This is a genomic window from Methylomonas montana (genome assembly GCF_030490285.1).
Lineage (GTDB): Bacteria > Pseudomonadota > Gammaproteobacteria > Methylococcales > Methylomonadaceae > Methylomonas > Methylomonas montana.
Window position 1 is genome coordinate 2,309,899 of sequence record NZ_CP129884.1, and the last position, 18,613, is coordinate 2,328,511.

An 18,613-nucleotide genomic window follows, 5' to 3' on the forward strand; every position below is an offset into this window, starting at 1 on the left:
TTTCCTTAATCCGTGTGTAAACCTGTGGTGCGCTGATCCAGCACCAGATCTACGGTGCCCTCAACATCGCGCAGCGAACTTAGACAGGTAAATAGCTTCCACTCTTTATCATCGGCCAACTCCAGCAAGCCAACAGTCGCCCCTCCCTCGGAGCGGTAACAAAGCTGATGATCTTTTTGGTTATGCACTCGACACAGCCATTCGTCCCGACGCCTATCCAGCATATCCTTGATGCGTTCGGCGACAGCAGGATCATGCGTGGCATTAACCCCTCGCTTGGCCAATACGTCTGCCATCATGCTCCAGAATGCGTCTGTATCCGCTACTAGGCCAGCCGCGGCGTTCTCGTTCAAATGCTCATCCCATAAGCGCATCAAACCAACCATGACACCCGACAAGCCACGATCGAGAGCCCTCGCGGAAAATGGCGTTACGGACAAGGCCTCGACATGCTTGTAAAAGGTTTCATGATAGTGTTCAAAACGTTCGTAATGCGACAGATCGCGTGGACGCGCCCAGTTGAATACCGTGCAGACCAAGCCAGGCCCGTCTGAGGAACGCCCCACACGGCTGGTCGCCTGAATATATTCAGAAGTGTTTTTGGGTTGACCGGCGACCAGCATGAGACCTAATCGGTCAATATCCACACCAACAGAAATCATGTTGGTTGCCAGAATTACATCGTAAGGCATCGAAGAACTAACAGGCTGATTAGCTTTACGCTCAGCAGCACGCTGTGCTTCCAATTCCTTATCAAAAACGGCCTCCAGCCTATCCAATATCTTTGGAATGTCCGAGCCGGATTTACGCGAAGTTAGCTCTTCCACAGCACCCATTCGTACCCGGCGCTTTGCCAATCCCCGTTGATCGGCATCACGGAGACGAGCGCGAATATCATCTTCGACCAGACGACGCGTGCCGGCCAATTCGCGAATGGAATTGAAATATCCAGCCAGGGTCATCCATGGATCAGCCAATCGACCGTATTTATCATAAAGCGCTTGCGCCGCAGCCATATGCGCCACATAGCTACGAATCATGGCCACCGGATAACGCCGACCAAAGGCATTGATCCCTAAATACCGCCGACCAGAATACTCCGCTCCCGTCGGTCGTTGAATGGCGAAAAAGCTATCCCTAATACTGGTGCCTTGCGGTGGAAACACTTCCAGTTTACGCACAAACAGTTTTTGCACTTGATCCGGGGCACGGCGGATCGTAGCAGTCGAAGCCACAACCTTAGGCCGTACTTTCTTGCCGTCGACTTGCCAAGAGCACAGCTCATCAACCGCCGATTCGTAGAGCCCGACCATTGAGCCCAATGGCCCGCTGATCAAATGTAATTCGTCCTGAATAATCAAATCCGGTGGTCGTAATGCCCCATGGGGCCGATTTTTGACTGACGGTAAACCATTACGGGAAGGGTGGGATTGCCCATCATCAATTTCCGGCGACAAAAACCCGTGCCGATCGCAAACCTCTGTAACTTTGCCAAACAGCATTTGCGTTTCGCCTTTCCAGGGCATTTGCGCAAACTTGTCGACAGTGGCAATCAATAGCGTGGGTGGCCGGCGATAGATTTCTTCATCCACCACCATCACCGGCAAACCTTCCTTGGGGGCTTTGGCTTCGGAAAACTCGCATCTTCCTAAATTGTCACCGCAATAGGTGACGCAGCGACCAATGTCGCTGGGTGCTTCATAGACCCGCAAATGTTTTTCCTTGATCTCACAACCACACCAGGGACAGGATGTAATTTGTTGGGGTGTACCTGAAGCCGATGGTCTGCCACCGACATTGCGCTGCCGTAATGAATTGGCTGCAGCGGCAAGGGTGTTAGGAGTGGTTTTATTACCTACCCAAAGTCCCAGGCGGAAGGGTGTTTCACCCCATTTACCAATATCGGTCCGACGAATCGATTCACAGGCGCACATCAACGCCGCAGCCCGTTGAAACTGTTGTAACGTCAATAAGCGCAGGGTATAGCGCATTAAAACCGCCACGCCATGATCGCCGCGTCGACCCTCGATTTCGCCTTGTAGTCGCCTTAATGCCAGGGTATAGGCCGTCAAACCCAAATAAGCTTCGGTTTTACCACCACCCGTGGCAAACCACAGCAAGTCTGCAACTGCATCGGTTTCATGACTACGATCAGGGTGATGTAAATCGGTTAGACTCGGTAAATTGAGTAATACGAATGCTAACTGAAACAAACGCCAGCTACGATTCTTCGTAACATCCAACAAAGAAGTGCCATCTTCCAGCTTGATTTCCTTCTTACGCACTTTTCGGGAAAAAGTGGTGTGAATCCGCTGTTGCCACATCGCCCGATTGGCAAATCGAAAGGCCTCCTCGGCCAGTGGGTTGTTTTCAATCAGCTCGATTCCGGCTTTAATCCGTTGCAAGGCCCGAGTACAACGCTCCACAGATCGGCGCGCCGTTTCCTCATGACCATCTAGCTTCTCAGACGGCAAGGTCAGTTTGTTAGCTTCTACCTTTATCCACACCCGGTAGGCCGTCTCGATATGGCGCAAGCTGGCAATCAAGCCTTCTTTGGGTAAATCAGCCAGGGCCTTCATGTCCATAGTTAAGCCAGCGAGATTTTCATCGTCCGCGGCAGAACGCGGGGTTTGTTGCGGCACTTCAAAACAGGGTACCCATTCAGTTTCTACCTGGCTCGCTCGTTCTGCCAAAGGCTCAGGTAACGTGGCATGCACCGAGATGCCGTGGCCGACGGCAAACTCACGTTGATGCCGGTACAGCATTTCCAAGGTTTCCGATTCCTCACGTGTCAAAGGATCCATTTTTGACAGATCAAGCTTGGCGTTTTTGCGCTGCACAAAAATTGGCCGACTATCCGCGGCATACACTTTGAGCTTCGGTTGAAATACCCAAACCTCATCTTTAGGCTCATTCCTACCCTTACGTTCTTCCTGTTGATTGATCATGAATAACGTAACCACCCAGCCGTCCGCAGTCGAACGGATGCGTCCCTGCAGCAACACCAAGGGGTGATCGGGATGAAGTGCTTGCGGGGCAATATTGCCTTCCTTCAATACTAACGGTAATTCTGGCGCAATCACCGGTTTACGCTTCCAGACATTGGCGGGATTGCCGTCTTTGTTCTGTTGATTATCGCTTTTGATCCGCAGGTACTGCCCCCATTCGGCAGCGACCAGAATGTCAGCCGTTTCGGATGCCACCACAAAACTTAAACCCATTGAAGACGGAAAATACGTGCTGCCCGCGGGCACGCCGGCATCGGTGTTGCCTTCTTCCCCCTCATCGCCGTCGCCCGTTGCCAATTCGTCCAATTCGCCGCCGGCAACCTCCTTGTCCTTTGGCGCCAACATGCCGACCAAATAGCGCTGGTAGGCATGGTCTTCGTATTGGTTTAATTCTTCCTCCGGACCGCCGGCAGGACCGAGAAGATCACGAATAACCATCTGTGTGAGTTCATCGCGAATCGTCGTGGGGGTTGGGTTAGGCAAAGTTGCCAGGGCGGTTACAGCGGTGCTGTGATCGGTCATACTTGGCCTATTCAATCCGTAAATGGGTTTAACAATTTGACGCCGGAGCGCTGCACATCAGCGACATTGCGTGTGACCAGCGTTAGGTCGTGTTCCAATGCCGTCGCAGCCAGCAAGGAATCAATTACCGGCAAGGGATCAGGCGCATTAAGTTGGCCCCAGCGATCAGCGATAGCAGTCGTCACCGGTAAAATCCGGCCAGCCATGTCGTTTTCTACCTTGGACAACCAGCGATCCAGATTTTCGGCGGCCGCAGGGTCGCGACGACGCAGGCGTTCAATACCATTACGCACTTCGCCAATGACCAGTACCGACAAATACAGGCTTTTGCCATCGACACTGGCAAACCACTGTTTAACACCTGAATTGGCGCGATCCTTCTTGCGTAATTCGGACAATACGTTGGTGTCGATCAGGAATCCCATTCCGGTACCTCTCTGCCTAGGTCTCGGCGACGAGTAAAATCAGCATCGTCGCCGACATCCGGCATTGCGGCCAGCAGGTTTTTAATGTCCTGTCCCGCGGTATCGATAGCCCTATCATAAATAATCGCGACCCGCACCGGGCCAGCGGGAATTTCCAGCGGCAGTTGCAAGTGCAGGCAATGATCTAACGGAATTTCGGCAACGGCTTCGTAATATTGGGCGGTCATAACGGCTCTCCTTCTGAATGGTGTTCAGAAAAGTTGGAATTGTTCGGGTTCATTGGCAGCAGCTGGCTCGGATTTTTTCTTGCGCCCTCGACCAGTGCCGGCAGACTTGGCAGCTTTCTTGTCGTGCAAGCCGGCAGCGACTTCTTCGGCGTAGCGTTGGTGATTGAGTTCCAACAGGCGGTCAAGCACTTCGCGGCGGGCGGCTTCGCAAATGGTATAACGCAGTCCTTGCTTCGTTTCATGAAAGTCGTGCTTGAGATTTAGATTTTGCCAGCCATAGGCATCTGCGACAGCGCTGTCCATTTCCTCATGCAGATGGCGCAGTTCAATGATTCCTCGCTCATTTTCGTTAGGATTATGGAAGCGATTGTAAATTTTTGTTAGCCCTTCGCATTTGTTTTGCATGTATGCTTGGCGAGTACTGTAAAAAACTTCAGCAATACTATTTAACCCTTTAACTTGTTCAGGTAAAGGAAACGTTGCCGCGCAACGCTTTGGGCTATAAACAAGATCACGTTTTCGTCGTAGTCCCCAACGCCAAGCCCAAACCCCATGAATTTCAGATTGAAGTACCGCTAACAAAGCCCAATTATTAGCAGGAAATATTATTAATTTATGCTTGAGAATACATCCAGTGGTTGGCACTTTGGTGAATCTTAATATCGTGGAGGTTTCACCACACGCAAACGCATGTTCACTGTGATTTAGTAGAAAGTTGATTGCCGCAGCAGGTGCCGAGTGAGTGTAAGTATCAGGTTGATATATCTCAATTGTCCCGTTGCCAGTAAGTTGTCCACCAGCTTTAAGAAATTTATTTAGTTTTTCAGGTGAGATCGATCGTCGGGCAGTTGAAAGATCAACCAGTTCGTAAAGTTCCTCACCTCCAATAGCAGGAACAAAAAAATCTTTTATTTCAGGTGCAAGTTGTTCCTCATTTAAATATTTTTGATAGCTTATCTCCCTATTAGCTGGGCACAGCTTTATTCCAAGTGCGGAGGTAATATTGTTAGATACAAGCTCAAAAGGTATTTCGGAAACAGATCCCCCTGGAGTTAATTCTTCGCTAATTCCTTCAACAAGTTGCTCATCAAGAAAATAAAGGCCATTCCAGTTTTTGCTCAATGACGTGGTTACGACTTCGAGATTGGCCTCACCGGGCCATTTAAATGGACTTCGAGCGCAGAATATTTTCCATCCACGCTCAATCAAATCTCTTAAGCCTGATTCTAAAGATTCACCTCTTAAAATTGAAGCTGTAGCAATGAATGAAAAACAGCCATTATCGCGGATCAAATTCGCGGACCTCTTGTAAAAGCCGATAACTAGATCTGCTTTACCATGCCATGGAGGAGTGGTTGATTGCAGTAAATTCATATAATCTACGCCATAGGCAGTCGCTGCCAGTGTACCGTAGACAAACGGCGGGTTTCCCAAAAATGCATTAAAGCCACCATTTTCGATGATTTCCGGAAAGGCCAGCGCCCAGTGAAAACATTTTCTGCCATTTAATTTTCGCGCGGCAAAGGCCTGCAATTCAGGCAAGCCTTGACTCCAATAAGCAAACATGTGATCTGCGGAAGCTTCGCGTTCGGCGTCATAAGCCTTGCCTTTCAAACCTTGTAACTCGACGGCGATCAAAATATCCGCAGCGGCATTGAGTTTAGCTACTGATTCTTCTGCCTCGGCATATAACAAGGCTTTAGCCTGAATCTGTTCGGGCCTGTCAGATGGCATGGCTTCCAACGCTTCCCGTTTGCTTTTCGCTTCATCAATATGTCGCCACAGATTTAGCGCAGCGAAGGCAACCAGCAGATGACTATCTTCCCCTCGCAAAGTGAAGTTTTCCAATTGCTTGAAGTCGGTGATACCTAACAATGCATCACCGCATTTGAAGGCATGATCCAAAAACGTAAACGGGCGGTGCTTATCGACGGTAATCAACCACATTGACAATTTGGCCATTTCCACGGCCATCGGGTTGATGTCTACACCGTACAGACAACGATCGGCCACTACCCGGCGGGCGATGGCAACACGCTCTGCTGAATCTTGAGGGATCAAGCGTTCGCTGGGTGCGGCTTTGGAAAACTCGCCTTCCGGACTGGTCAATACTTCGCCGGGATGGCGTTTTTCCTCGTTCTCCCAGGCTTCCACCAAACGCTCACCCAAATAGCGGCAGACTTGTACCAGAAAAGCCCCGGAACCCATGGCCATATCGCAGACTTTGAGAGCCAGAATTTGTTTGGGCGATTTGAGTTGCCATTGCTCACGCGGCCAACCTTCGGCGGGACCTTGATACACCAAAGGTTCCAGGGTGTGTTGAACCACTGGTTCGGTTAGCGTCGGCGGTGTGTAATGCGTGCCGGTGCTACGGCGGGTTGTGCCGGCGGTGACATAGACGCTACCGGGCAAGACTACCAGTGGTCGTTCAAAGGAATCGTCACGGATGATACCTGCCAAGGGTCGTAAGCGTTCCAGCAAGGTTTGATCCTGTCCGCAGGCGAGCAAAAGTTTGTGTTCGTCCAGTAAACTGCCTTGTTCCAAGGCTTTACGCAATGCTGATACAGAACGGCCGGTTTCATCTTTGAGAAAGTTGATGAGTTTATCTTGACTGTCCGCCAGTAAGGCTTCCAACTCGGACAATAGTATTTCAGGCTCTTTTTTTCGGGTGCCGGCAATCCCCAACACTACCTCATGGGCCCGCACTGCGGTGTGGTCGAGCAAGCCTTCGTAAACATGACCAATTTGTTCCACACCCAAGGCACGAAACGACACGCGGCGGGTCTCTGACATGCCTGCGGGGCCATTTTTAGTACGCAATCGTTGCAAAGAGTTGAGCAGATGTAAGACCACGCGGTTATTGACGGCCAAGGGCTCGGCACTGCTGTTACGCCAGTTGCTGCCGATACTGCGGCCTTCCAGAAACGGGTAGCGGTCAGGATCGAACAGCGAGCCGCCGTAGGCTTGCATCATTAAATCCTGGTGATCGACACCGCCATGTACCGCGCGAAAAGTGGCTAATAAGCGAGTCCAGGCATCGTAGCGTCTTTCCAAGACTTCTTCGCCATAACGGTCGGCTAATTCCTGGAGTTGTTCCTGCAAGGTGGAAACCGCATAGTTTTCGTCATACAGCGGTTTGCCCAAATGCAGCAGGTCGCGTTCTTCGGCAGAAAACAGGAACACCAAGCGCATCATGATGGTGAGTGCAGCTTCGTACTGGCTTTTAGCGCTGACGCCTTTTAATAAGACACGGTTGCTTTCCTTGTCCAAGGCATCGAAGGATTGCACCAATACCTCGACCGCTTCCCGGACTTGGTAACCCAGTTGATCGGTGACTTCCTGCTGATCTTGTGCGCTTTCTTTGAGCATGGATTGCAGCGTGCTGTCTTCGGCGACGCCAAAGAAGCGACGAATGCTAAGCAAGGAATGGAAAGCGCGCAAGGTAATGGGTTCGTCTAGCCAAAGGCTGGCATACCACGAGGTATAGCCGGTAATTTCGCCGCGTGGGGCATAGACCAACATCCATTGCTCACCGTTACTGACCAACCCTAATGGCACATCGGCACCATGCAGCAATTCCATCATGCGGGTGGCGGGTGTGGCTTTCCAGAGTTTACCCATCACCGGTTTATCCAGTGCCTGTTCGGACGCGTAAGTCATTATCAACATTTGCGCTTGGCCGGGTTTGTCGGAACCCGCCGGGCTTACCAAGGCAAAATCCGGACGCAGGGTTTCGCCCATTTCCGGCAAACTGGCTTCCAGTCCAGCCGGGAGAGTTTGACCTTCGGCAATCAGATCTTGCGGATACGCCAACAGTTGAGTCAGGACATGCAGTATCCAGGCGCGCTGTTTGCCGGGGCCATTGGGGTTGTCTTGCCATTCCTCATAGGCAGCGCGTAATACTTTAGCTTGCGCCGGATCGCGAGCATCCAAGCCCTGGGGAAAGGTTTTGAGTAATACCGGCAATGAAACAAATGGCCCGGAGACTTCGACCAACGACAGCCAATCGGCATGATGACGCGAAACGTTGGGCTGGCTCATGCTTTACCCCCGGTGATTTCGAGTACGGCTTTACGCGGAATTAGCCAGGTAACAGCGACAGGGAACAGTCGGGCATGGGGATTAGTAAAGCGCGAGCGGATATGTCGTGATTCGCGTTCAATTTCTTCGGGAATTTCTTCTAGCCGTCTACGCAATGCCGAGAGATCACGTTCGCGCTGTTGTTTACCAAGATCGTCGCCGAAGAGAAAGAGGTCTAATTGTTCGATTTGGTGGGGGGCTAGTTCGGCTTGGATCGATCTTTGCAATTCGGTCATGATGGCGGTTAGTTTGCTGACTTCTTTTTCTGCGCGTTCTTCAAGCGTTTTTTCCAGGTTTTTAGTGCGGTCGACGCGTCGCGCTTCCAGGGCTGCCAGTAAGCTATCAGCATGTTTTGGCCATAGCGCTTGGAAGCGGACTTCTATGGCAGCCGGTACCGGTGTATCGGTAGCGGATTCTAATGCGGCTTTGGTTTCACCGACATTCAAGCGGTTAAAGCGGCCTTCAATTAAGGCGCCGCCGGCGGTGATGATTTCTTCATGCAATCGATGATTATCGCCACCTAAAACGACAATTCGGCCATGGGCAATAACCACGGGATGGCTTAATGCAGAATCATCGACGATGCAGGCCGAGACGCGAGATAAATGCTGCGTTTGGGTGTCCAGTGACCAGATTTCCGCTCGCAATAGTCGCAAGCACATTTGCACCAAACGATGATTGAGGTGAGCCAAAACCACATCGTCACGACCGGTTGCCAAAGCGGCATCAAAAACAATCGGGCGAATTATTTTGCTGTGCGGATGGGCCAGACCATCGGTACATTGCGCCCAACTATTCGATAGCGCCGGTAAATGAAATACCGGGCAAGTTTTCCGCAGGCCAGTCGGATCGGGCCAAATGCCGTCTATCTCGACCGGTATCAGTGCAGGCTGGCCGGCGAGCTCCAGGCCAACTCGAACCACGTTTTCGATATGATCGGGCGTGAGATTGAGGTCGTGCTGGGTTTCGTGTAATTGAGCGGCCAGTTTTTCCAGTTGCTCGCGGAGTTTGCGTTCGAATTTCAGCATGCGGCGCACGGGCTCTGCTTCTTGCTCGGCGCGGCTGGTATCGAGGCGCTGGCGTTTTCCCAGCATGGCTTCTTCAACTTGCGTGGCGATTACCGGGCCAACTTTGCCGAGGTCTTCGCGTATGGTTTCCACCTTGAGCGCAGCGCGCATCAAAAACTCTAAATCGGCCTCCAGGTCACCCACTTTGGCGGTTGACTGGGCTTTATCAAAGCCTTTGCCGACAAAATGATAAATATCCACCTCATCGGCTTTTTGACCGTGGCGATCCACCCGGCCGTTGCGTTGCTCCATGCGATTAGGGTTCCAGGGGATTTCAAAATGAATCAGCTTGGAACAATAATTCTGTAAGTTGACACCTTCAGATGCGGCATCAGTCGCCAATAAAATACGTACGGTCGAATCTTTTGGGTGAGTTTGGAACGCCGCTTTGATGGCTTCGCGATGTTTATTGTCCATGCCGCCATAGATCATCTCCAGGCGTTCATTTTCGGCAAAGCCTTCGCGGGCCAAAAGGTCATAAAGCCATTTTTGTGTGGCGCGGTATTCGGTAAAGATGATCACACGCTCTTCATTCCATTGCCCACCTGGACGCAAAGTGTTTTTGAGCCACTTGATCAGGGTCTCGGCTTTACTGTCCGGTCGCAAACTGGTTTTGACAGCATAGTCGCTGAGTTGTCTGAGCAGGCTTTGCTCTTCGCTGGTCAGGGCCGATAATGATTGGCTGACGGAGCTGACGACTTCGCCGGTTTCGAGTTCGTATTCATCGTCGTCTGCATAGTCATCGGAAAAGTCGGCAATGTCCCGATTGGCGATTGCTTTACCGCTTTGCTTACCGACAGATGCGACGTGTTTTTCGAGCGTGGTGCCGAAAGCAGCTGGCGAGGAGAACAATCGTTTTTTAAGCAGTTTCAAGACGAATTCGGCAGCCATGCGCTCGCCGTCTGAGCTGGCGTGTTTGAGGCGCAATTCCGAATATTGTTGTAAGGCTTGGTGGGCCAGTCGTTCTTCATTTGTATATGGCACTTCCAAATGTTTGACGAGTCTTTCGGCAAAACGACGGCTGCCATCCCAGCGCAATTTAAGCTCGGATTTCATACGCCGAACCATCACGGCGTCTAATTGCGAGCGATCAGGGGTAATGGCGCGGGCAAAGCGCTGGCTATCCAGTAATTCCAATAGCGCGGCAAAGCTTTCGCGATAACCGTTATGCGGTGTCGCGGAGAGAAACAACTTGTGCTCGAAATGCGGAGTTAGCGAACGAACGGCTAACGTGCGCATCGAGTCTGTGGCGTATTTGCCGCGGCCAGAAGGGGCAATGTTGTGGGCTTCGTCGACGATGAGTAAATCGTATGCCCGCGGGTAAGTGGGTTGATCGCCTGCGGGCAAGGTTTCCCGAAAAGTTCGTAACGGACGCTCACGTTTCAGATAGTCAACGGAAGTGATCAACCGCGGAAAATGTGTCCACGGATTGACATGAATGCCGCGCTTACGGCGCAATTGACTGATAGTATTGCTATCGATAATGCGGAATTCGAGACCGAATTTATCCCGCATCTCCTCTTTCCACTGCACTTGCAAAGACGAGGGGCAAACGATCAATACAGAACGAACTCGATGACGCAGAATCATTTCCTGTACGACCAAGCCAGCTTCAATGGTCTTACCGAGACCGACATCATCGGCAATTAACAGATTTACGCGCGGCATGGACAGTGCCCGAACGACGGGATCGAGCTGGTAGTCGTCTACTTCAATGCCACTGCGAAAAGGTGACTGTAAGGCTTTGTCATCGGCTTGCGAAACGGCACCCCAGCGAACAGCGTCCAGAAAGGCTTGCAAGCGTTTGGGATGATCAAATGAATCTGGGTTTGGAAGCGTAGATTTTTCGTAAACCGAGGTGCCTGGCTCCAACTCCCATATAACTTGCAGCTCTTCTCCCAATCCATCGTCTTCAACTGACGAGAGTTTGATCAAGTGGTTGGGTTTATCTCGTCCAATTCCGGGGGCTGCCGGAATGATTTCCGTAACAACGAAGGGGCGCTTGCGAACGATAGCAAGCTGGCCAATTTCCGGTGTTGTCTGCATTTTCTTCCCTAATTCAAAGCTGTGCTAATAAATAAAGGCAAATGCTACACCAACATCAATTATTGCCTGCGAGAAAATTAATCCGAGGGGTCAGTAACGAAGGTTCAGGGGGGATTCAAAGTGTTTGGCGAACCAACAACAAGGTGGAGTCGGAGTCACTTGTTCATCCGCTACCAATGCGCTATCAGCAAGTGGTTTCGTATCTCGGTGTCAGCTAATCAAAACCAGCTAATTTTATAGACGCTTTTACGCAGTCGGGTTAGTACAAAAAATTTTGGCCAATTATCGAAATCGCAATAATTATCGCGATTTCGAAGACGACCTTCCAAATTTACTCTTCACAATATTCCCCAGGACGTTTCCGGACGGCTGCCATCGAGTTGAACCCCGTTTAACAGGCATTGGCCGGTACCCATCGAAAATTTTTTTCGTAATCTTGCAGTAAATTGCGAAATCGCAATTTACTGCAAGCAGCTTTCAAAATTTTTGCTGAAAAATACGTCCTCAGATCGCATCAGACAAATTTAATTTTCCGATCTTGCAGCTGATGGCAAATTCATCGTCAGCTGCAAGTGAGTGGCCACTCGATTTGGATATTCTGTCCGACGCGACATTACGCAATCCAATGGATTGCAGACTGGGCCGGCAACGGTCTGAGTAGGGGGGATAGGTCTCTTGTATTAATGACTATCGCCCCATTTTTTCCGATGATTATGAGGTTAATAGACATGAATAAATTGCCCGAAACTGGCTTTCTGCGTTTGAAACAAATTATTGGCGATCCAAAGGCCAAGCCGCCCATTTCTGGATTGCTGCCCATGAGTAAATCATCCTGGTGGGATGGGATCAAAAAAGGCATCTTTCCTAAGCCGATCAAAATGGGCACCAATATGACGGCCTGGCGGGTGGAGGATATTGCCGAGCTCATTGCGCGTTTAGGTGCTCAATGTACCGGCAACGCGAATGCCTGATCAACGACTGCCGTTGCCGCCGTTTGCTAAGGAGCTGATCGCACGACTGCAATCTACGTCGCCGCCCTGGCCAATTATGATTTGCTTTGGTCGTGATGCCTGGCAACGCGCGCGGCAATGGCAATCGAATCCCACCGTATGGGCACTGGTATGTCCGTCTAACTCAGCGCCGGCTCATTTTCGTTGGCCGGTGCTGGGCCTGATGTTAATCGTCGACTGGCAATATGATCACGCGACTGGTCGTGATGAAGTGATGGCGCTGGTCAAGGTGCTGCTGGGCTACGGCGCCGAATGGGTGGCCGTCTGGCCAAGTTGGGTGGATTTCAGTCAACCCGCGTTTGAATACGATCCACGTTTGCCGGTGGGCCAGCGTTGGGTTCAGGTGCGGGACGAGATTGTTGTTTATCGGCTGAACGAGGAGTCAGGCGGTGGATGATCATGCTGAATCACTAATGTATGAAGAGGTTGATGGCGGATTGGCATCCGCCATTAGCCGATTTCTGCCTGAGAAGTTGTCGCCTTCGGATTTGGCCGAGATCCAACAAGCCCGTCAATCAATGGTTGCTGCCAAATCCGAGAAGGATGCGGCAGCGCTATTTCCCTGCGCCGACAGTCGGCCATGTTACCAAGTGTATGAACACACCTGCGGCCTGGATCATTGCTGGCCCGCCGGTGTGTATTACCATTTTCTCGGCAAATCGTCTGCCAAGGAGCCGCCGGCGCTGCGCGATGTCAGAATCTGTGGCGTGTTGAAGGCGGTGGCCATTGCCCGCAACCGACAAGGTGGCGACTTCGGTTTATTACTGGAATTTCGCGATCGACTGGGGCAACTCAAACAGTGGAACATGCCGTTCCGTTTAGTCGCCGGCCGCGGCGATGAGCTGCAGAAAGCCTTGTTCGATCAAGGCCTAGATATTCACTATCCGCAACGCAGTCGGCTGGCGGATTATCTGTGTCAGCAACATCCAGATCGAACGGTCTGGATCACATCCACACCCGGTTGGTTTGATAACGTTTATGTGCTGCCGGATCGTAGTATTGGTGATTCAAGTGATGCCGTGATTCTGCAGTCCGAGGGAAATATACACAGTAGTCTTTATCGGCAAGCTGGTACCTTGTCCGCCTGGCAACAACAGGTCGCGGGTTTATGTCCCGGTAATCCTTTTTTGCTGTTCGTTGTCTCGCTGGCCTTTTGTGGTCCTTTACTGGCTAAATGCCATTTGGACAGCCTGGCCATTCATACTTATGGTCCTTCCAGTCAAGGCAAAACCAGCGGCATGCAGGCCGCAGCCAGTGTCTGGGGCGAACCAAAAAGTTTCCAGCGTTCCTGGACCGCGACGTTAAATGGCCTAGAATCAGCGGCTGTTCAAGTCAACGACGGTTTGCTGTGTCTGGATGAGATGAGTAAAGCCGATGCTCAGGATGTCAGTAAGTCGCTGTATCTGCTGGCCAATGGCGTTGGCAAGCAACGGGCCACGGTCAGTGGTAAAGCCATGGCGCATCAGCATTGGCGGGTAGCGATTCTGTCTAACGGCGAAGATTCGATTGAAGCGCATCTGAGTAAGGCCGGGATTCCGGTCAAAGCCGGCGAATTGGTGCGCTTTCTGCAATTGGCGGTGTTTGGTCAGCATGGCGCCTTTGACCATCTGCATGACTATGACAGTGGCCGGGATTTTGCCACCGCGCTGCATCAGCACACGTCGCAGCAGTATGGCACCGCCGGTATCGCTTTTCTGGAGCACTTGACCCGCGATGCACGCGATTTTGCCGCCTACCTGGACCAGTGTTTACGCATTTTCGAACAGCGCTTCGGTCCCTTATCAGCGCAGGAAACCCGCGCCGCCCGCAGCTTTGCCTTGATCGGTCTGGCGGGGGAACTGGCAACCGAATATGGTGTTACGGGTTGGCCGGAACGCATAGCGATGGAAGCGGCGCTGATCTGCTTCAAACATTGGCGCCAACAGCGTGGAACCGGTGAACTGGAACCTCAGCAATTGGCCAATGCGTTACGGCAGTACGTCGAACTCTATGGCGACAGCCGCTTTACCAAAACCGACGATCCCAACCGACTGCATGGCGAGCGCTCCGGCTATTGGCGCCCAACCGAACGAGGCCGGCAATGGTTGTTCAGCTCGGCCGGTTTTAAAAAGGCGATTGGTCATGCCGATTTGGCATTAGCGGTTAAACTGCTGATCGGTCAAGGCATCCTGAAATCTGGCCCCAATCCCAAAAAGCATGTCACCCAGGTCAAAGTCCACGGCGGCTCAGCCTGGTTTTACGTGATTCAGTTTGATGACGACCATGTTGGCTGATGTGATACGGCATTATCTGGCGGAGGCGACCGATGAGCCGTCTCAACCAGACTACCAACACCACGGAACGCAAAGTAAAAAGGTTGCAGCGGTAACACCGGTGTTACCTGGCCCGGAATCGGTAATACCCCAGCAACCCGCGCCAGGACTGGCCGTAACACCAGTAATACCGGTAACACCCCAAAACAGCAAGTACCAACAAGACAACGTCAACAAGCTCAACGCCCAAGATAAAGCCAGACTTATGGCCTATCTGAACGCCATTGGCGAAACCGATTCATCGGTCATCGACGAGTTTCTCAGCGAATGCGCGGCAAGCCCCGACATCCTGCATTACGCCTTGCAACTGGCCGAAGATACCCTGCGAATTCACCACGGCGATACGCGGGGATTCGTACGCTGTGCCAGTTGTCGATTGCTACAAGGGCATCAATGCAGCCAATTCGGATGGCGGATTGTGGTGGATAAATGGCGTAGGTGTAAGAACTTTGAACAACGTTAAGTTAAATTGCGAATACAACGCGTCATTGATCCAGTGATACTGTTTGAACAATGGCCTCGAATTCCGCCAAGAATTCCGGCTGCCTTTGCTGCAGAAACCTTTTTATAGCTGGGTTTTCAAGTAATTTGGCTAAGTAACCCTTAGCCAACACTAAATTAAGGACATCTTGCCCATAGGTCTGCTCAACCATTTTGTATCGTTCTTGAAGATTGCTCATCTCTCGCTCCATTTTGGCTATTTGCTCCGCAGTTAGACCGCTAAGCTTTTTCGGCTTCTTGCCTTCGACAAGCATTGATGACGGCGTGGCGACTAATAGTGCTTCAGCATAATTTATGGTGATGGTATTGGCTGATATCATGAGCTCGACACATTCGAGTTGGCGGGTTGGTTTCATTTTTCGCAACACCCGTGACAGATCCGTTGGGAACTGGTGATCTTTCAACAGTTCTGCTGCCTCGGGGCATATGCCTTCCAATAACGCCGCTTTGCGCTCAATCGTGCGGGGATCGACACTGAGCGCCTTGGCCAGCCGTTCTGGGGTGACGCCGCGTTCGATGGCGCGGCGAATCATGTGATGTTCCTGTATCGTCGACAAACGGTTGATACGACTGTTATACGTGTAACTCTCGTCATCAGTAGCAACCAGACATGGAACCTCGATATATCCCAATTCCTGCAAAGCGATCAGTCGGATGTGGCCATCCAGTAAAATGAGCTGATCGGTTTTAGCATCGGCAGGCCCGACCGATAGAGGCTCAATCAGTCCAATTTCCTGTATCGATGTGCGTATCTGCAAATATTTTCGCGAGGTGGTAACGCCAGTAGGCGTTCTCCGCGAGGGCAGGATCTTATCTACCGGCACTGAAATTGGTTCGAGACAGAATCCCAGAGGTATATTGGTCATATCGTGCGACCTCCCGACAAGACGCGTTCAGCGAGATATTTCGGCAGAGAGTCCAAGCCCTCTGCGCGCAGAAGAGTCGAGAAATTCTCATCGGCAAATAATTCTCGGAGGGCACTGACGACAAACAACAAGCGTTGTTGAGTCAACTGGGCCTTTTTAACGACCAGTTTTTGGCGGTCGACTTCCTTTTGGTAGACTCTGACCAAACTTGCGGTCGTGACATCTTGCGCTTTTCGCGGCGTACCTTTGGCAACCGATGGTCCTAACGTTTGTCGGCGTTCGATAACTCGTCGCGCCTGTATCAATTGTTTTCCGCGTAGTTTTCCAGTCTCGTAAGCTTCCTGTAGGGCGGCCTGGATGGCTTGATCGTCATCACCCGCGCCGACAATGGATAAGGCAGCATTCAATGGAATTTTGCCTTTTTCCACGGCAACCAACAAACGTTCTTCGCCTTTCATCAGCAAGGTGAGTATGCCGTGGACATACTCGACGCAGAGTCCGGTTTTTTGGGCGATGACTTTTTTGTCGTATCCCTGTTCGTGAAGTTGCTGAATACCTGCCAATAACTCTAACGGTCGATAGTGGCGGCGCGCGATATTTTCGGTCAAACTCATGATGAATGCATTTTCGTCGCTGACTTCGATAACCAGGGCAGGAATTGTTGCTTCACCCAAACCATGAAATGCCTTCATTCGGCCTTCGCCGCAAACCAAAAGGTAGCGTTCGGTGCCGTCTGTTGCTGCTCGTGGTGTCACAGTGATCGGCTTCTTGAGTCCGATTGTTTGGATATTGGTGACGATCTCCTCGAAAACACGCTTGTTTCTTTCTCTTGGATTAAGGACATCAATCAAGTTAATTGGGATCATTTGCATTTGGCCAGTCCTGATTGTTTCTGTCATGCTGCTCTCCTCAAACGTGTGTGTTCTGCCATACCGTACAGATAGTCCAAGCTGTCGAAACGGTAGCTTTCGAATTCGATTGGGTTATGTTCGGCGAGACGGATGCGGGGTTGATCGAAATCCAGTCGCGGTAATAGGTAGTAATCGAGTGCAGCATGATTTGTTTCATCAAGGCGAACCGCCACGGTAATGTCTGGGGCCAAGCTTGTGTCAAACCGGACTTTCCAATGGTGATGGCCATTTTCGCAGCTTTGGCAGCGCGCCAATACTATGGAAACACTGAATTCATTATTGACTTGCAGTAGATCCGTGCCAGCGTCGCGTTTGACAGTGCCGCCTAATGCCATGATCTGGCGTTCGGTTTCATTGACGGTTTCTGGGTGAAAACGACGGAGGAATTGGTTGATTTCCAGATATCGATAGTCGCGATCTGGTGTGAAACCGACCATTTTGTAGGCTCGCACCAGGCTGCCGAAACGATGCGCGTAAACGGATGTGGATGGCATGCCTTCGGATTCGTTGATGATCAATCCCGACAGAAAGCCTCTGCGCTGGTAAAGGGCTCGCAGACGCTCGATTAATTCCTTGTCGGTATATCGGTGAACTCTGGCTCGAATGATTCCTTGCGCGGTGTAAAACAGTTCAGGCGGTACGATAGGTTCGAATGCGCCTTCTTTTTTGATCCACATATCAGAAGGATTAACCACTCTTAGCTTTTTGAGCTTGAAGGAAATGCGGTTATAGATATTGTTACCAATGTATTTTTCATTGGTCAGGATCTCTTGCACCGTTGCGCGAGTCCACTGCCTGTTGAGGTCAGTCTGTATTCCCATGCCGTTCAAGCGTTCGGCAATTTCGGACTCGACCAGTCCATCCTCGATGAACCAGTGATACATCAAATTGACGGTGCGGATTTCCGCCTCGGGACCAGGCATGAGGATGACACGGTCGGTTTGCAGGCTTTTATGTTCGCCTCTGGCCAGTTCGGCTTTAATGGAACCGTTTTGATCGAGTAATACCCGTCGTAGGCCATAGCCAGCAGGGCCGCCTTGACGAAAACCGAGCTCAATCAGTCGAGACTGCCCGGCGAAAACCTTAGCCGACAATTCTCTGCTGTATTCACCCGCCATAGCCCGTTTAACGCCTTTGACAATGGTGGAAACAGGTGAACCGTCGTTTTCAAACTGTTCGGCACAGTAAGTAACTTGAATTCCTGCTTTCCGACACCGATATTCATAGTAAGCGCTCTCATCAGCATCTTGGAATCGTCCCCAGCGGCTAACGTCATACACCAAAATCATTGAAAAGTCGGCAGATCCAGTTTCAACATCTTTCAACAGCTGTTGTAATGAAACTCGACCATCGATGCGCAAACCACTTTTGCCGGCATCGGTGTAGGTTCGTACGATCTCAATATTATGACGAGCGGCGTATTCGCGGATTTTGTCAGACTGATTTTCTGTGGAGTACTGCTGGTGCTCGGTCGACATTCGCACATATTCCACCGCGCGTAAATTGACTAACGTTTCTGGGCGTTCTTCGTTGGATTCAATTTGATTTATCAAACCTGATGATCCCCGTTCGCATGAAAATTAGGCTCTCGCTAAGCCACTGGTGGACTGGAGCTATCTTCTAAGCGGGGACAGCCAA

At 51.2% G+C, this 18,613-nt stretch carries 12 protein-coding genes; 4 read left to right on the top strand and 8 right to left on the bottom strand.

Annotation, left to right across the window (positions count from 1 at the left end):
• Window positions 1–5: 5 nt before the first annotated feature.
• The 5 genes from drmA to drmD all read right to left on the bottom strand — a co-directional run bounded on the left by drmA (window position 6) and on the right by drmD (window position 11,375).
• Window positions 6–3,530: a DISARM system helicase DrmA gene (gene drmA, locus QZJ86_RS10755; RefSeq protein ID WP_301938859.1), complete on the bottom strand. Its 3,525-nt coding sequence runs from the start codon at window positions 3,528–3,530 to the stop codon at window positions 6–8.
• An 11-nt stretch (window positions 3,531–3,541) separates the two neighbouring features.
• Window positions 3,542–3,955 (bottom strand): type II toxin-antitoxin system VapC family toxin, encoded by a 414-nt coding sequence (locus QZJ86_RS10760; protein ID WP_301938861.1) that lies wholly within the window; start codon window positions 3,953–3,955, stop codon window positions 3,542–3,544.
• Window positions 3,943–4,182, bottom strand: a complete 240-nt coding sequence (locus QZJ86_RS10765; RefSeq protein ID WP_301938863.1) for a hypothetical protein — start codon at window positions 4,180–4,182, stop codon at window positions 3,943–3,945. Before QZJ86_RS10765 ends, QZJ86_RS10760 begins: the two co-directional genes overlap by 13 nt.
• Before the next feature lie 24 nt (window positions 4,183–4,206).
• Entirely contained in the window at window positions 4,207–7,923 is a 3,717-nt protein-coding gene (locus QZJ86_RS10770) for an Eco57I restriction-modification methylase domain-containing protein (RefSeq protein ID WP_320415855.1), read from the bottom strand.
• Window positions 7,924–8,219: 296 nt separating this feature from the next.
• Entirely contained in the window at window positions 8,220–11,375 is a 3,156-nt protein-coding gene (drmD, locus tag QZJ86_RS10775; RefSeq protein ID WP_301670407.1) for a DISARM system SNF2-like helicase DrmD, read from the bottom strand.
• A 728-nt stretch (window positions 11,376–12,103) separates the two neighbouring features.
• Here drmD and QZJ86_RS10780 point away from each other — a divergent pair.
• From QZJ86_RS10780 to QZJ86_RS10795, 4 genes are read left to right on the top strand one after another with little or no spacing between them, the layout of a single operon-like run.
• Window positions 12,104–12,346, top strand: a complete 243-nt coding sequence (locus tag QZJ86_RS10780; protein ID WP_301670408.1) for a helix-turn-helix transcriptional regulator — start codon at window positions 12,104–12,106, stop codon at window positions 12,344–12,346.
• Entirely contained in the window at window positions 12,339–12,782 is a 444-nt protein-coding gene (locus tag QZJ86_RS10785; RefSeq protein WP_301670409.1) for a hypothetical protein, read from the top strand. Before QZJ86_RS10780 ends, QZJ86_RS10785 begins: the two co-directional genes overlap by 8 nt.
• Entirely contained in the window at window positions 12,775–14,658 is a 1,884-nt protein-coding gene (locus QZJ86_RS10790) for a DUF927 domain-containing protein (protein ID WP_301670410.1), read from the top strand. Before QZJ86_RS10785 ends, QZJ86_RS10790 begins: the two co-directional genes overlap by 8 nt.
• Entirely contained in the window at window positions 14,639–15,160 is a 522-nt protein-coding gene (locus tag QZJ86_RS10795; protein WP_301670411.1) for a hypothetical protein, read from the top strand. The genes QZJ86_RS10790 and QZJ86_RS10795 overlap by 20 nt, the downstream gene beginning before the upstream one ends.
• 22 nt (window positions 15,161–15,182) lie before the next feature.
• Here QZJ86_RS10795 and QZJ86_RS10800 read toward each other — a convergent pair whose 3' ends face one another.
• From QZJ86_RS10800 to QZJ86_RS10810, 3 genes are read right to left on the bottom strand one after another with little or no spacing between them, the layout of a single operon-like run.
• On the bottom strand, window positions 15,183–16,064 hold the full coding sequence (locus QZJ86_RS10800) for a plasmid partitioning protein RepB C-terminal domain-containing protein (RefSeq protein ID WP_301670412.1): 882 nt from the start codon (window positions 16,062–16,064) through the stop codon (window positions 15,183–15,185).
• A complete protein-coding gene (locus QZJ86_RS10805) occupies window positions 16,061–16,963 on the bottom strand; it encodes a plasmid partitioning protein RepB C-terminal domain-containing protein (protein ID WP_301670413.1) in 903 nt (300 codons plus the stop codon). The genes QZJ86_RS10800 and QZJ86_RS10805 overlap by 4 nt, the downstream gene beginning before the upstream one ends.
• The gene (locus QZJ86_RS10810) at window positions 16,960–18,528 is read right to left on the bottom strand and encodes a recombinase family protein (protein WP_301670414.1); all 1,569 of its coding nucleotides are present in this window, start codon (window positions 18,526–18,528) and stop codon (window positions 16,960–16,962) included. Before QZJ86_RS10810 ends, QZJ86_RS10805 begins: the two co-directional genes overlap by 4 nt.
• Window positions 18,529–18,613: the final 85 nt, after the last annotated feature.

Excerpts from the sequence above, each read along its gene's own strand:
- drmD (WP_301670407.1), bottom strand. The coding sequence starts at position 11,375 with ATGCAGACAACACCGGAAATTGGCCAGCTTGCTATCGTTCGCAAGCGC.
- QZJ86_RS10805 (WP_301670413.1), bottom strand. The coding sequence starts at position 16,963 with ATGACAGAAACAATCAGGACTGGCCAAATGCAAATGATCCCAATTAAC.
- drmA (WP_301938859.1), bottom strand. The coding sequence starts at position 3,530 with ATGACCGATCACAGCACCGCTGTAACCGCCCTGGCAACTTTGCCTAAC.
- QZJ86_RS10780 (WP_301670408.1), top strand. The coding sequence starts at position 12,104 with ATGAATAAATTGCCCGAAACTGGCTTTCTGCGTTTGAAACAAATTATT.
- QZJ86_RS10760 (WP_301938861.1), bottom strand. The coding sequence starts at position 3,955 with ATGGGATTCCTGATCGACACCAACGTATTGTCCGAATTACGCAAGAAG.
- QZJ86_RS10785 (WP_301670409.1), top strand. The coding sequence starts at position 12,339 with ATGCCTGATCAACGACTGCCGTTGCCGCCGTTTGCTAAGGAGCTGATC.
- QZJ86_RS10765 (WP_301938863.1), bottom strand. The coding sequence starts at position 4,182 with ATGACCGCCCAATATTACGAAGCCGTTGCCGAAATTCCGTTAGATCAT.
- QZJ86_RS10770 (WP_320415855.1), bottom strand. The coding sequence starts at position 7,923 with ATGGGCGAAACCCTGCGTCCGGATTTTGCCTTGGTAAGCCCGGCGGGT.
- QZJ86_RS10800 (WP_301670412.1), bottom strand. The coding sequence starts at position 16,064 with ATGACCAATATACCTCTGGGATTCTGTCTCGAACCAATTTCAGTGCCG.
- QZJ86_RS10795 (WP_301670411.1), top strand. The coding sequence starts at position 14,639 with ATGACGACCATGTTGGCTGATGTGATACGGCATTATCTGGCGGAGGCG.